General features: G+C 76.0%; 10 protein-coding genes. 6 read left to right on the top strand and 4 right to left on the bottom strand.

Features of this window, described 5'->3' with window-relative positions; translation table 11 throughout:
* Positions 1-75: 75 nt before the first annotated feature.
* Together ACIP5O_RS18460 and ACIP5O_RS18455 are read right to left on the bottom strand one after the other, a co-directional pair.
* On the bottom strand, positions 76-294 hold the full coding sequence (locus ACIP5O_RS18460; RefSeq protein ID WP_401294487.1) for an MbtH family protein: 219 nt from the start codon (positions 292-294) through the stop codon (positions 76-78).
* Between the two features lie 601 nt (positions 295-895).
* Entirely contained in the window at positions 896-1,444 is a 549-nt protein-coding gene (locus tag ACIP5O_RS18455) for a phosphatase PAP2 family protein (RefSeq protein ID WP_401294485.1), read from the bottom strand.
* A 244-nt stretch (positions 1,445-1,688) separates the two neighbouring features.
* Here ACIP5O_RS18455 and ACIP5O_RS18450 point away from each other — a divergent pair, with 244 nt between their 5' ends.
* Together ACIP5O_RS18450 and ACIP5O_RS18445 are read left to right on the top strand one after the other, a co-directional pair.
* The gene (locus tag ACIP5O_RS18450; RefSeq protein WP_401294483.1) at positions 1,689-2,111 is read left to right on the top strand and encodes an SsgA family sporulation/cell division regulator; all 423 of its coding nucleotides are present in this window, start codon (positions 1,689-1,691) and stop codon (positions 2,109-2,111) included.
* A gap of 68 nt (positions 2,112-2,179) precedes the next feature.
* Positions 2,180-3,121, top strand: a complete 942-nt coding sequence (locus tag ACIP5O_RS18445; RefSeq protein WP_401294481.1) for an oxygenase MpaB family protein — start codon at positions 2,180-2,182, stop codon at positions 3,119-3,121.
* Between the two features lie 10 nt (positions 3,122-3,131).
* Here ACIP5O_RS18445 and ACIP5O_RS18440 read toward each other — a convergent pair whose 3' ends face one another.
* The gene (locus tag ACIP5O_RS18440; protein WP_401294479.1) at positions 3,132-4,526 is read right to left on the bottom strand and encodes a protein kinase; all 1,395 of its coding nucleotides are present in this window, start codon (positions 4,524-4,526) and stop codon (positions 3,132-3,134) included.
* Between the two features lie 322 nt (positions 4,527-4,848).
* On the opposite strand from ACIP5O_RS18440, the gene ACIP5O_RS18435 reads away from it, so the two are divergent.
* Positions 4,849-6,099, top strand: a complete 1,251-nt coding sequence (locus tag ACIP5O_RS18435; protein WP_401294477.1) for an NAD(P)/FAD-dependent oxidoreductase — start codon at positions 4,849-4,851, stop codon at positions 6,097-6,099.
* Between the two features lie 131 nt (positions 6,100-6,230).
* Entirely contained in the window at positions 6,231-7,793 is a 1,563-nt protein-coding gene (locus ACIP5O_RS18430) for an FAD-dependent oxidoreductase (protein WP_401294475.1), read from the top strand.
* 72 nt (positions 7,794-7,865) lie between these two features.
* Here the strand turns inward: ACIP5O_RS18430 and ACIP5O_RS18425 are convergent, their stop codons facing one another.
* Positions 7,866-8,456, bottom strand: a complete 591-nt coding sequence (locus ACIP5O_RS18425) for a lytic polysaccharide monooxygenase (protein ID WP_401294473.1) — start codon at positions 8,454-8,456, stop codon at positions 7,866-7,868.
* Positions 8,457-8,823: 367 nt separating this feature from the next.
* Between ACIP5O_RS18425 and ACIP5O_RS18420 the strand changes: the two genes are divergently transcribed.
* Positions 8,824-13,362 (top strand): SNF2-related protein, encoded by a 4,539-nt coding sequence (locus tag ACIP5O_RS18420; RefSeq protein ID WP_401294471.1) that lies wholly within the window; start codon positions 8,824-8,826, stop codon positions 13,360-13,362.
* On the top strand, positions 13,359-14,117 hold the full coding sequence (locus ACIP5O_RS18415) for a hypothetical protein (protein ID WP_401294469.1): 759 nt from the start codon (positions 13,359-13,361) through the stop codon (positions 14,115-14,117). Before ACIP5O_RS18420 ends, ACIP5O_RS18415 begins: the two co-directional genes overlap by 4 nt.
* Positions 14,118-14,131: the final 14 nt, after the last annotated feature.

Here is a 14,131-nt window from a genome sequence, read left to right as displayed (position 1 = left end):
GAACGAAGTTGACGCCGGGGTCACCTCAAGGGCCGCCTGACCTGCACAGCTCCCCCTCGGCGACCCGTCGGTCCGTCAACCCGCCTCGGCCTCCATCGCCGCCACCAGACTGGCGGGGCGCATGTCGGTCCAGACGCTCTCGATCCGTTCCAGACACTCCTGGCGCGACCCCTCGACGCCCTCGCGGTCCCAGCCGCCGGGGGCGTCGAGGTGCGCGGGCCAGAGGGAGTACTGGGCTTCGCGGTTCACCAGTACGACGAAGCGCCCCGACTCGTCATCGAAGGGATTGCTCACGTTCCCACCCGTTCTCGATATCTCGTTCCAGCCTTTTTCACGCGCGGTTCACCCGGCTCCACCGGGCGACCGGATCGGGATTTCCCCCGAACGGCGCGGCACGCACGCCGCCCCTTCGAGGAGGTCTCGGCACGACCGCGGAGGCCGGCGGTCCACTCCGCTCCGGATCGGGGCGGCGAGCACCCCCGGCCAAGACTTCCCCCTAAAACCGAACTCACTCCGGTCAGATTAAAGGATCCTCCTCGGCCAAGGATGCGAGCCTTCACGTTACTTTCCAGTAATTCGTCAAGTGGAAAGTTCGGGAAGGGCACGAGTCATATGCCAAGAGCCACCCTCGGTCGGATATCCAGCCAAGGAAAGTCCGTTTGACCCCCGCTTGAGGCCTTATCACCCGCACCATTCCGGCTGACTGCCCGACGCCCCCGCCGGTTCCCCGTTACGCCCCCCGGAAGCGCGGTGCGCTCCCATGCGCCGGGCATGCGCCCCGTCCGGGAGGCAACCTCACGCCGAAAAAAGTGGTCCCCCCGGCCATCGCGGCGCCTTCCGGACGGCTGGTTGAAGCCATTCCGGCACCACCGGACCGGGGTGCCACCCGGCCGCATCAGGCCACGGCGCGGACGAGGAGGCGGGGCGCCGTCCGCACCAGCGCGACCGCCGCGAGGCCGACCGCGGCACCGGCCACGACGTCGGAGGGGTAGTGCGCGCCGCTGTGGACCCGTTCGACGGCCACCAGCACGGCCGGCACGGCGCAGGCGGCTCCGGCCGGGGGCCAGGACAGCGCGACGGACCCGGCGAACGCGACGGCGGCGGCGGTGTGCCCGGAGGGGAAGGAGGAGCTCTCGGGCCTGTCCTCCACGTCGTCGTGCGGGATCCACTCCTTCGGCGGCCGGCGCCGTTCGACGCACTGCTTGACGACCCCGTTGGAGAGCAGTTCCGCGACCGCCATGCACGTGACGCCGACGACCGCGGCCCCCCGGCCCCGCCGGCCCCCGCCGGCCGCCATGAGCGCGGCCGCCGCCCACCACAGCTTGGTGTGCTCGGCCGCCTCCTCCAGCGGGGGCAGGAGGCCGCGGACCCACGGGGAGTCCCAGGAGGCCATGCGTCTGGACAGTCCGTGGTCGGCCTCGCGCAGTCTCGTCAGAAGTTCCATGCCCACCGGCTTTCCTGCCGGTCGCCGTTTCACACGGGGCGGGCCGCGGCGCCGCCCGTCCCTCCCGTTCCGGCCCTCGGCGGACCCGTGAGGAGGACGCGCGTCACGGTCGGTTGACGACCCTCACCATCCCTCGACACATTCCCCTCCGTAGTCCCACACTTTCGAGGAGTGATCACGGCTCACGGGGTAACCGCGTTGTGAAGCGCCGCCGCCCCGGGTGGCGTCCGAAGTTGGAGCCTCCGTGTCCCGTTCCAGTTCTCCCGTCCCGCCGGTCTGCCGCGAGATCACCTGGAAGACCACCGCCTTCCTGGTCACCGACTCCTGCCGCGTCCCGCTCGGGGCCACCGTCCGCTACCGGTCCCGTTCCCCCTTCGTCATCGAGCTCACCCTGCACACGCCCACGGGCGACACGGTGTGGCAGCTGGACCGCGACATGTTCCTCACCGGCACCGAGGGGCCCGTCGGCATCGGCGACGTCCACATCCGGCCCGCCCCCTACGACCAGGTCGTCCTGCGTCTGGGCGACCCCTCCCACGCCGCCCTGATCAGCCTGGGACGCGGCCCCGCGCTGCGCTGGCTGAACACGACGTACAGCGTCGTGCCCGCCGGGGACGAGAGCTCCCACCTCGACTGGCGGCCGCTCCTCGACGTCCTCGCCGACTGACCCCCGGTGCGGCGGGCCGGCGTCCGCCGCACCGGGGGCCTTCACCGCGCCGGGCGCATACTGGCCCTGTGGAATGGTCGCCGCCCTTCGTCGACGACCTGAGGGAACGGCTCGGGAGCGAGCTCTTCCGACGCGTCGCCGGACCCTCGGGCGAGAAGACGCGCGCCCGCGTCCACGGGACACCGGGGCCCCGGTGGTTCGGTCCGGACCGGCCGATCCGCACGGTCCACGGCGACGCGTCGATGTTCGTCGGGGGCCTGACGGCGCTGCTGCTGCAGTCGCTGCACCCGTCGGCCATGGCGGCCGTGGCGGCCCATTCGGGCTTCCGGGGCGACCCGTGGGGGAGGCTGCAGCGGACCAGCACCTTCCTCGCGGTCACGACGTTCGGCACGGCCGACGACGCGCGGCACGCGGTGGAGCGCGTCCGCGCGGTCCACGAACGGGTGCGGGGCACGACGGCCGGAGGACGGCCGTACCGGGCCTCCGATCCGCACCTCCTGGGCTGGGTGCACGTGGCGGAGGTCCACAGCTTCCTGCGGGCGCACCTGCGCTACGGCGCGGCTCCGCTCAGCCGTACCGACTGCGACGGCTACGTGGCGGACGCGGCCCGCATCGCCGAGCAGCTGGGGGCGGAGGACCCGCCCCGGACCCTGGCCGAACTGGCACGGCGGATGGAGGCGTACCGGAGCGAACTCGGCGGCACCCCCGAAGCCCGGGAGGCCGCCCGGTTCCTGCTGCGGGACCCGCCGATCCCCCGCCGGGCCCGCGCGCCGTACGCGCTGCTCGCGGCGGGGGCGGTGGAGCTGCTGCCGCCGTGGGCCCTCGGGGAGTTGGGCCTCCCGCCGCTCCCCCGGCCCGTGCGGGCGGCGGCGCGCACGGGCGGGCGGCTGGCGATCGGCGGGATCCGCTGGGCGATGAGCCCTCCTCCGTCGGCCCGTCCGCACACGCGGCCCGACGGGTCGCCGCACGGACGGGGGCCGGCCTCCGCCGCGCCGACCGGACCCGGGTGACGGTCCGCGTTCAGTTCCTGCGCTCTCCCCCGGTCCCCGCCTTCGGCGACCGGTGTCCGGAGCCGCCCCGTGCGGGGCCCCGGGCGGCCTCGGCCCGGGGAGGGCCCTGCTTCTTCGGAGAGGTGGCGGGGAGGCGACCCGGGCGCCCGCCGCTCGACGGAACCGCCGGCCGCTCGACGGACGTGCCGGAGGAGGACGCCGTACGGGGGCGGGGCAGGGGCACGGGTGCCGTCGGCGGGAGGGCCGGGTGGTCCGCGCGGTCGGACGGCGAACCGGTGGCGCGGTCCGTCCGGGGCGTCGGTGCCCCGGTCGCGGGGCGGGGTGCCGGTGCTTCGGCCGTGATCCGCTGCGGTGCCCGGGACGGTGTCTCCTCCTTCGCGGTCGGAGCGCCGATCGAGCCGGTCAGGGTCGCACCGAGCACGGTCAGCGCCGCGCAGGCGGTGAGGGCGCGGCCGGAGCGGCGGGACACGGGGTCCGGGCGGCGGGTGGCGGGGCGCGTAGGTGCGCCGGGCGGCGCGGGTACGGACGGGGGTTCGCCGGGCGTGGGCCCGACGGCCGTGCCGGGTGGCGCGACCGCCCCGCCCGGCACGGCCGTCAGCAGGCGGAAGCAGGTGTCCGCGTCGGGCCGGGCCGCCTCGTCCGGGTCCGTCATGGCCGCCACGAGGCCGGCGAGTTCCGCGGGGAGGTCCGCGGGGATGACGGGAGGCCGGTGCAGCCGGGCGAGCGCGGACTCCAACGGGGCCCCCGCGTACTCCAGTTCGCCCTTCAGGGACTCCAGGAGCACCAGTCCGAGGCTGTAGACGTCCGCCGCCGGCCCGGCTCCCCTGCCCAGGACCTGCTCCGGCGCCATGTAGGCCGCGGTCCCCACGAGGGGGCCGGTCTCGACGCGGGTCGTGGCGTCGAGCAGCCGGGATATGCCGAAGTCGGTCAGGTACGGGGTGCCCGCCCCGTCCAGGAGGACGTTCGACGGCTTCACGTCGCGGTGCACGACGCCGGCCGCGTGCACGTGGGCGAGCGCGGAGGCGAGCGCGGCGCCGGTCCGGGCGGTCTCGTGGGGCGTGAGGGGGGCCGCGGCGATGCGGCGGCGCAGGGTCGTTCCCCTGACGAGCCGCATCACGAGGTAGGGCCGTCCGTCCTCCCGTCCGGAGTCGTACAGCGTCACCAGACCGGGGTGCTCCATCTGCGCCAGCAGCCGCCCCTCGTCGTCGAAGTGCTCCTCCCCCTGGACCTCGCCGTCCGGCCGGAAGATCTTGACCGCCACCGGTCGCCGCAGCCGCAGGTCCAGCGCCTCGTACACGTCGGCCGCGCCTCCGCGTCCCAGCAGACCGTCGAGCCGGTACCGTCCGGCGACCGCGTGGGCCGTGAGCCGGAGATCCGGTCGGACCGACCATGGACGGACCATCATCGACGCTCCCTGCGTTCCGTTGCCGTCTTCCGCCGTTCGCCCGCCCGGTGCGCGCCGGACCCGACCGCCGTACGCTCCGGGCCGCGGGCCCCGCCCGTGCGCGGGCACGGAAGTACGCGTGCCCCGGGAACGCCGGGGCATCCCCGTGCGGCACCGGTGAATCCGACGGGGGCAGAACCCCGGAACACCGGTGGCGGGGAAGCCCGAGCGGCGCGCCCTCCCTCCACGGGCCGGGGGCCGCCGTAACGTGACGGCCCGGAGTCCGGCGTTCCAGTGAGGAGTGACGACGTCCATGGGACAGAGGTCCGGGGGAGAGAGGTCCGTGGGGCAGAAGCCCGGGGGACGGGGAAACAGCGACGTCGACGTGGTGGTCGTCGGGGCGGGAGCGGCCGGTCTGGCCTGTGCGGCCGACCTGGTCGCCGGCGGGGTCCGGGTGGGGCTGTTCGAGGCCTCCGACGCCGTGGGCGGCCGGATGCGCACCGACCGGGTCGCGGGCTTCACCGTCGACCGCGGCTTCCAGGTGTTCAACACCTCCTATCCGCAGGTGAAGAGGCGGCTCGACCTGCGGGCCCTGCGGCTGAGGCCGTTCACGCCGGGCGTGCTCGTGCACACCGACGACGGGTTCCGCCGCTTCGTCGACCCCACCCGCCGTCCCCGCGAGGGCCGGGACCTGCTGCCCGGCCGGCTCGCCTCGGCCCGGGACCTGGCCGCCCTGGGCGTACTGTCGGCCAGGGACGTCCTGGCGCCGGTCCGGTACCTGCGGAGCCGTCCCGACGCGACCGCCCTGACCGCCCTGGCCGACGCCGGCGTCTCGGCGGACCTGGTGGAGACCTTCTTCCGGCCGTTCCTCTCGGGGATCTTCCTGGAGGACGAACTGGAGACCTCCGCCCGCTTCTTCCACCTCGTCTGGCGCACCATGCTGCGCGGCACCCTGTGCCTGCCGGCCGACGGCATCGGAGCCGTGCCCGCGCAGCTCGCGTCCGGCCTCCCCGGCGGTGTGCTGCGCACCGGGGAGCCGGTCGCGGCGCTCACCGACGGGGGCGTGACCCTGGCCGGCGGCGGCGAGGTGCCCGCCCGCGCGGTCGTGGTCGCCACCGGCCAGGGCGCCGCCGCCCGGCTGCTCCCCGGCCTGGACGTGCCGGACGGGCGCGTCGTCACGACCCTCTACCACGCGGCGGAGCGCTCCCCGCTGTCCGAGCCGACCCTGGTGGTCGACGCGCGGCGCCGCTTCCTCAACACCTGCGTCCTCACCGAGGTGCACCGCGGCTTCTCGACGGACGGCCGGGCGCTGGTGGCGACCTCCGTCCTCGGGGACCCGGATCCGGCGCGGGAGGCGGCGGTCCTGGCCGCCCTCTCCGAGGTCTACGGCGCGGACGCCCGGTCCTGGGAGCCGGTGCACCGCGTCGTGGTGCGCGACGCCCTCCCGGCCATGCCGCCGCCCCTCCCGCTCTCCCGCACCGGCCGGGTCTCCCCCGGCCGGTACGTGTGCGGCGACCACCGGGCGACGGGCTCGGTCCAGGGCGCCCTGGCCTCCGGCGCCCGCACGGCCCGGGAGGTCCTGGCCGACCTGTGACCGCGCCCCCAGGGGTGATCCGGGGTTCGGGGGGCAGGGGCGGGACGTCGGGAAGGAACCGGCGTCCGGGGACGGCACGGTGGTGCCGGAGTGGCCGGGGGCACGAGAACAGCGAAACGGAGAGCGCCGAGATGACGGAACTGCCCGGTACGTACGAGTCGTATTGGATGGAGACCGGGACGGGACCCGCGTACCCGGCCCTGGAGGGCGAGACGGAGGTCGACGTCGCGGTGGTCGGTGCCGGTGTCGCCGGCATCTGCGCCGCCTGGGAGCTCGCACGCGCCGGCCGGCGCGTAGCCCTGGTCGAGGCCGACCGCGTGGCGGCGGGGGTCACGGGCTACACCACGGCGAAGCTCTCCGCCCAGCACGGGCCCCTCTACGCGAAGTTGCGCGGGTCCCTGGGCGCCGAGGGGGCCCGGCGGTACGCCCGCTCCCAGCAGGAGGCCGTCGACCACGTCGGCCGGGTCGCGGCGGAGCTGGGGATCGACTGCGAGCTCGAACGGGTCCCGGCGCACGTGTACGCGGAGTCGGCGGACGCGGTCGACCGCCTGAAGGAGGAGGCCGACGCGGCGCGCGAGGCGGGCCTCGCGGCGTCCTTCGTCCGGGAGACCGGGCTGCCGTTCCCGGTCGCGGGCGCCGTCCGGGTGGAGGACCAGGCGCAGTTCCACCCGCGCAAGTACCTGCTGGGCCTGGTGGCCGACCTCGTCGCGCGGGGCGGGGCCGTGTACGAGCGGACGCGGATCGTCTCGCTCCACGAGGGCGAGCCCTGCCGGCTCACCGCGGAGAACGGGGCCGTGGTCGTCGCCCGGGACGTCGTCGTGGCCACGCACTACCCCGTCTTCGACCGCGCCCTGCTGTTCTCCCGGCTCGAACCGCACCGCGAGCTGGTGGTCGCCGCGGTCCTCCCCGCCGCGCGCGATCCGCGGGGCATGTACCTGACGCCGGAGCGGAACACCCGGTCGGTGCGCACCGCCCCGTACGGCGGGGACGAACGGCTGCTCATCGTCACCGGGGAGAAGTTCAGGCCCGGCGAGGGCGGCCCCGGCGGGGTGGGCGAGCGGTACGAGCGGCTCGCCGCCTGGACCCTGGAGCACTTCCCGGACGCGCGGATCACCCACCGGTGGGCGGCGCAGGACAACGCGAGCACGGACGGGGTGCCGTTCGTGGGGCGCTTCCACCCCGGCTCCCGGCACGTGTACGTGGCGACGGGCTTCGGCGGCTGGGGCATGAGCAACGGCGTCATGGCGGGCCGGCTCCTCGGCGACCTGATCACGGGCGGGGAGTCGCCCTGGGCCTCCCTCTACGACCCCCGCCGGCTGCACGCCCACGAGGTGCCGTCGCTGCTCAAGGCGCAGGGTGCGGTCCTCAAGCACTTCGCGGGCGACCGGCTCCGCCCCTCGCACGCCGACGACGTCGCGGAGATCGCGCCCGGCACCGGGGCCCTCGTACGGGTCGGCGGACGGCGCTGCGCGGTCTACCGCGACGAGGACGGCGGGACGCACGCGGTGTCCGCGCGGTGCACGCACCTGGGGTGCCTCGTCCGGTTCAACGACGCCGAGCGCGCCTGGGAGTGCCCCTGCCACGGTTCCCGTTTCGCCGTCGACGGCTCGGTGCTCCAGGGCCCCGCCGTCCACCCGCTCGAACCGCGGACGCTCCCCGACGAGGGCCCGTCCGATCAGGAACGGTCCGTCTAGGAGCGGCCTCTGTCCGGAGACGGCCTGCCCGGGGGCGGTCCGTCCCGGGGCGGTCCGCGGCTCGTCGCGGTGTCAGAAACGCACGTCGGAGCAGGCGTAGAAGGCGTTGCCGGTGTCGGCGATCGTCCAGACGCCGAGGATGAGGTGCCGGCCGCTCTTCCGGGGCAGGACGCCCGTGTGGCTGACCGTGGCACCGGGCTGCCGTCCGCCGAACGGCACCGTAAGGAACGGCTGCGGGTCCAGGTCGGCCCTGGTCAGCGGCTTGGTCGGGTCCCAGCCGTCCTTGGTGACGTAGTAGCGGAAGTCCGTGGTGGCGTGACGTGCGGCGATCCGCCAGACGAAGGTGTGGTCCCGGCCCGCGGTGAGGGCGGTGGCCGGCCAGTTCCCGCCCCGCGGGTCGTCCAGTTCGGAGAAGCGGCCGTTGCCGCCCGCGCAGATGGTCCCGTCGACCGGTCCGCGCGCGGGGAAGCCCTTGGGTCCCTCCACGCTCGGCGGCTCCCACTGGATCTGCCCGCATCCGCGGACGGTGCCGTTGCCGCACAGCTGCTGACGGCTGACGGGCGAGTCGGTGTAGCCGTGGCCCTGGGCGCTGCCGGTGGCGGTGAGCAGGGTGCCGCCGACGAGGCCGAGGCCGAGGAGTAAGGAGGTGATCTTCCTGCGCATGACGTGCTCCCGTGGTCCTGGAGGGCGAGTGGGGGCGGACGCGTGCCCCGGCCGTGCCGCCGGTCCGAGGAGTGGGGACGGAGCGGCGGAACGGACGGCACAACCGGAGGACACGCGTCCGATGCGGTCTAGACCAAGTGAAAGGCTAGACCCGCCACTTGGACATGTCCATACCAATGGAGGGCGCGGGCACCGTCCGGGCCGCGCGGGCGCACCGGACGTTCACCGGAACGAGTGACGCCCTCTCAAGGGCTTGACGAAGAGGGAAGGTTGGCGCTTTTCGGACGCCGCATCGGGACGGGCGAGGGGGCTCCGCTTCGTATTCTGTGCGTGTTCGACATGTCACCCACAGTGCGGGAGCCTCTTGGTGAGTACGCAGTCTCGGACGGCCGGTGTCGGCTCGTCCTCGCCCTCGGCGGGCGGGTCCGGAGCGCCGTGGCACGAGCGGGCGCGGGACGTCGTCGCGTTCGGCGGGTTCGATCCGCGCCTCGCGGCCGAGGCGGAGGAGTCGGCGCTCGCGGGCGGCCTGACCCCGCGCGACCTCCGGATCCTGCTGCTCGTGACGGGCGACCACCCCGGGTGGCTCCCCGCCCGGAGGTGCGCGCTCGCGTCCCTGGACGCCCGCCCGGAGGTGCCGCACCAGGTACTGGCCCTGCACGCGCAGCTGGAGGCCTGGGCGCCGCCCTCGTACGCGGAGTCCTCCGAGCGGGCGCCGCACGGGGAGCCCCTCCACCGGGCGGAGTTCCGGGTCGGCCCGGCCGACGCGGTCGTGAACGGCCCCGCCCGGACGGCCCCTTCGCCGGAGCGGGCGCGCCGGGCGGCGGCCGACGCCATGCTGCGGGCCCTGGCCGGCGTCGGGGCGGAGCGGCTGCGGCTCCCGGGGATGACGGCGGAGCTGTTCGACTCGCTCCTGAGCACGCGCCTGGAGAGCGCGGCGTATCCGGGTGAGGAGCTCCACGCCGAGCTCGTGCGGCGGGCGGCCGCCTCGCGGCTGCGGCACCGCGACGCCCTGCGGCTGCTCTTCGACACGGCGGCCCCCGGCTGGCGGGAGGTCCGGCTGCTCGCCCTCGACCACACGGCACGGGTGCCGCCGACGGCGGCGACCCTCCTCCAGTGGCGGGCCGAGGCGTGCCGCGCCGAACTCCGCCACACGGCGGTGGAGCGCTCCGGGGGCTTCGCCTCGGCCTGGAGCTGGAAGGAGGCCGACGGCCGGGTCCGCACGGGCCCCGAGCGGGTCTCCGACGACCGGCGCGCGTCCCTGCACACCGCCGCGGTCGCCCTCCTCGCCCTGCTGTGCGGGCTGCCCGAACCACAAGAACGGGTCGTGGAGAGGCCCCGGAAGGCCCCGCCCCGGATCCGGCCGGTGCCCCGGGGCGGGGATCCGGTGAAGTACCTCAACAAGTACACCCAGTTGGAGGTGATCACGAAGCCGGAGCTCGACGTCGTCTCCAGGCCGAGGAGCATCGTCTGCGCGTACACGTGCCGGCACGTGGCGACGGGCAGGACGGTACGGGGCACGGGCACGGCGCGGGTGAAGGGGGACGCGCGCCGGGAGGCGGCCGCGGCGCTCCTGGAGGAGCTGGCCCGCCTGGACGCGCGGCCCGTCGCACGGCCGGAACGGTCCGCGCCTCCCGCGCCGCCCTCCCCCGCGCCCGTCGTGATCCCGAGGCCCCGGCCGGCGGGACCGGCGACCGCCCTGCCGCCGGGACCTGCGGCGGCCCCGCCCGCGGGACCGTCGGTGTTCCTGCCCGCGCCGCGCGCGGAAGCCCCTGTGGTGTCGGGAGATCCCGTGGTGTCGGAAGGCCCGGTGGTGCCGGAAAGCCCGGTCGCACCGGAAGGCCCGATGGTGCCCGAAGACCCGATGGTGCCGGAAGACCCGATGGTGCCGGAAAGCCCGGTCGCGCCAGAAGGTTCCGGGGCCCTGGAAGCCCTCATGGCGCCGGAAGTCCCCGTGCCGTCGGGAACCCTCGTGACGCCGGGAGACCCCGCGGCGCCGGAGGCCCCCGTGGCACCGGACGCGCCGGAGGCCCCGTGGGAAGGGCTGTCGGCCGGTGCCGTGGCCGGTGAGGCGCTCGCGGCCGGGTGCGCCCTGTCCCTCGTCCCCCCGACAGCCGGTGAGCCGGCGGCAGGAATGTTCCTCTACCGGGCCGACGGCGCGCCGATGCCCGAGGTGCCGCTGCCCGCCCCGCTCGCCACCACCGTCCGCCGGCTCGCCGTACCGGCGGCCGACGGGCCCGTCCCGGTGACTGGTTGGCACCTCCCCCTCGCCGAGGCCGTGCCGCTCCTGCTCGGACGGGCCCGGTTCGCCGCGTGGCACCCCACGGCCGTGGAGTGGGAGCAGGCCGCGCGCCTGGGCGTACGCCTGGTGGCCGCCGGACTCGTCCGCCCGGCGCTCGGCCCCGACGGGGCCGGCCGGTGGAGGGCCGGCCCCCTGCCGGACGCCGCCTTACAGGCCGTGGACGAGCTGGCGCACCACATGTCGCCCCATGCCCACGCCGTCATCGGCGACGAACCCGTCCCGTGGGCCCGGGAGGCGGTCGTGCCGGCGCGGGGGGCGGTGCTCGCCCTCCTGGACTCCGTGGCCGACGGCCTGGTGCGTACGCCCGCGGCGGCCATGTTCGGCTCCGGCCCGTTCACGGGCCCCGCCGGGGGACGCGTCCCGCCAGCCGAGGCCGAGGCGGTACGGCCGTGGCTCGACGCGCTCGAAGACCGGCTGGACGACGGGCCGCCGCCCCGCCTGGTCCTGGAGATGGAGGAGCCTTCCGAACAGGAGGCCCTGGCCGGACGCCTGACGGGACGTCTCCTGCTCGACACCGGGCCGGGGCGGGAGGGGGGCGAGGTCCCGGCCCATCTCCTCTGGTCGGAGCGCGCCTTCCCGCGCGGTGTCGACCCGCACCGGTCGCGCGAGCGGGTCGGGCGCCGTCTGGAACGGCTGGAGCGGCTGTGCCCCGGCCTGTCGGGGCTCGCCTCGCGGCCCGGGGCGTTCACGGTGGACGCGGCGGACATCGCGCGGCTCCTGGGGGCGGAGGAGGAACTGGCCGCCGCCGGCCTGCGGCTGCGCTGGCCGGACCGGCTGCGCCGGGGGCTCTCCTCGTACGCGGTCGTCGGCACCACGACCACGCCGGCGGGCGGTACCGGGGCGCCCGGGTTCGGTCTCCGGGCCCTGCTCGACTTCCGCTGGCAGCTCGCGCTCGGCGACGACACCCTCGACGAGGCCGAGATGGACGCGCTGGCCGAGGCCGCCCGGCCCCTGGTCCGGGTGCGCGGCCGGTGGGTGCTGCTCGACCCCGCCGTGCGCGCCCGCGCGCGGCGCCGGGAGCTCGGCCGGCTGGCCGGGGTCGACGCGCTCGCCGCCGCGCTCACCGGCACCGTCGGCGTCGACGGCCACCAGGTCCCCTGCCGGGCGGCCGGTGACCTGGCCGGTGTCGTCGCCACGCTGCGCCGGGGCGAGCGCGTCTCCCCCGTCGCCGTCCCGTCCCGGCTGAGGGCCGTGCTGCGCGGCTACCAGGAACGGGCCCTGGCCTGGCTCGCCCACACCGGCGGGGTCGGGTTCGGGGCCGTCCTCGCCGACGACATGGGCCTCGGCAAGACCCTCACCGCGATCGCGTACGTCCTCCACCGCCACGAGACCGGGCACACCGGACCCGTCCTGGTGGTGTGCCCGTCCTCCCTGGTCACCAACTGGCAGCGGGAGATCGACCGGTTCGCCCCGCACCTGGACGTGGTCCGCTACCACGGCGCCGACCGGAGCCTCGACGCCGTCGGCGGGCACACGGTCGTCCTCACCACCTACGGCGTCCTGCGCCGGGACGCGGAACTCGCGGACGTCCCCTGGGACCTGGTGGTCGCGGACGAGGCCCAGCACACCAAGAACCACGCCTCGGCGACCGCCCGGGCCCTGCGGTCGCTCACCTCCACGGCCCGGCTCGCCCTGACCGGCACCCCCGTGGAGAACAACCTCTCCGAGCTGTGGTCGCTGATCGACTGGGCCAACCCGGGCCTGTTCGGCACCCTGGAGGCGTTCCGGTCCCGGTACGCGGCCGCCGCCGAGCGCGAGCCCGACGGTCCCGCCGCCCGGGCCCTCGCCCGGCTCGTCGCGCCGTTCGTCCTGCGCCGCACCAAGAGCGACCCCGGCATCGCGCCGGAGCTGCCCGCCAAGGTCGAGACGCGCAGGATCGTCGACCTCACCCCCGAGCAGGTCGCCCTGTACGAGGCCGTCGTCCGGGAGACGATGGACCGGATCGCCGGCTCCTGTGCCGCCACCCGCTCCGGCCTGGTCCTGAAGCTGATCACCGCGCTCAAGCAGATCACCAACCATCCCGCCCACTACCTGCGGGAGACGCACCCCGGGCCCGCGCACGTGCGGCGGTTCGGCCGGAGGTCGGCCAAGCTGGAGGCGCTCGTCGAGCTCACCGGGGCGATCGCCCGGCGCGGCGAGGCCGCCCTCGTCTTCACGGGTTACGTCGCCATGGGCCGGCTCCTGGAGGAGCACCTCGCGCACCTGGGCCACCGTCCGCTGTTCCTGCACGGCGGCCTGGACGCCGGGCGGCGGCAGGAGCTGGTCGACACCTTCCAGGGCGGCGGGGCGCCGCTGCTCGTCCTCTCCCTCAAGGCGGGCGGCACCGGCCTCAACCTGACCCGGGCCAGTCACGTCGTCCACTTCGACCGCAGTTGGAACGCGGCGGTCGAGGACCAGGCGTCCGACCGGGCCCACCGCATCGGCCAGCGGCGGACCGTCACCGTCCACCGGCTCGTCACCCGCGGCACGATCGAGGACCGGATCGACCGGCTCCTGGCCCACAAACGCGCCCTGCAGAACACGGTCCTGGCCTCCGGCGGCACCGGCCTCGCCCGCCTCACCGACCGCGAACTCACCGAACTCGTCCGCCTGGGGGCACCCCGATGACCGCGGTCCCGCCCCACCGGCCCGCCGCCGGGCGCCACGTCCGTACGCCTCCTCCCGTCGAACACCCGGGCGGCGACACCGCGACCGACGACCGGGCGGTCCCGGCGCCCGAGGCGCCCACGGCCGCCGGGGCGCCGCGCCTCCCCGGCCAGGGCGTACGGACCGGGGCCCTGCCGCCGCTCCCGCCGCTCGACCCGCACGGCACCGCGCCGGTCCTCGACGCGGTCACCGCCGAACCGCCCGCCCCGCTGCCGGACCTCGCCGTCCTGCGCACACTCGTCCGGGACGCCGCCCGGCGCGCCGCCGCGCTCCTCCAGGGTCACGTGCCCGAGGCCCACGACACCGTCGCCGACGCCGTCCGCTTCATCGTCGGCACCGGCGGCGCCCACCTGGAGACCGCGGCCGCCCACCTCGGGGTCACGCCCCTCCGGATGCGGCACCTGACCGCCGCCTACCACCACGGCGGTCCGCACGGCGTCGCCGCCTGTCTCTCCCCCCGGCCCGCCGACCCCGCCGTGCTCGCCGGGGCGGAGGCCGCGATCCGGCCGCTGCGCCCCTTCGCCGAACCACCCGTCGAGCGTCACCGCGACCGGCTCACCGACCGGCCCGCCGGGGTGGAGCTGCGCCACGGCCCGGACGGGCGCTGGTACCCGTACGCCGACCGCGACGGCGTCCTGGAGCCGGTCGCGGGGCCGCACCGGGACCCCGTCCGCGCGTACCGGGCCGCCCGCCTCGCGCTGCGGCGGCACCGCTGATCGCGGGGGCGCAT

Source organism: Streptomyces sp. NPDC088915 (assembly GCF_044749825.1).
GTDB lineage: Bacteria > Actinomycetota > Actinomycetes > Streptomycetales > Streptomycetaceae > Streptomyces.
This window is presented reverse-complemented; position numbering and strand designations above follow the sequence as displayed.

What these genes read in the sequence shown, in the direction of transcription:
- ACIP5O_RS18415 (WP_401294469.1), top strand. Translation starts at nt 13,359, where the DNA reads ATGACCGCGGTCCCGCCCCACCGGCCCGCCGCCGGGCGCCACGTCCGT.
- ACIP5O_RS18430 (WP_401294475.1), top strand. Translation starts at nt 6,231, where the DNA reads ATGACGGAACTGCCCGGTACGTACGAGTCGTATTGGATGGAGACCGGG.
- ACIP5O_RS18440 (WP_401294479.1), bottom strand. Translation starts at nt 4,526, where the DNA reads ATGATGGTCCGTCCATGGTCGGTCCGACCGGATCTCCGGCTCACGGCC.
- ACIP5O_RS18425 (WP_401294473.1), bottom strand. Translation starts at nt 8,456, where the DNA reads ATGCGCAGGAAGATCACCTCCTTACTCCTCGGCCTCGGCCTCGTCGGC.
- ACIP5O_RS18455 (WP_401294485.1), bottom strand. Translation starts at nt 1,444, where the DNA reads ATGGAACTTCTGACGAGACTGCGCGAGGCCGACCACGGACTGTCCAGA.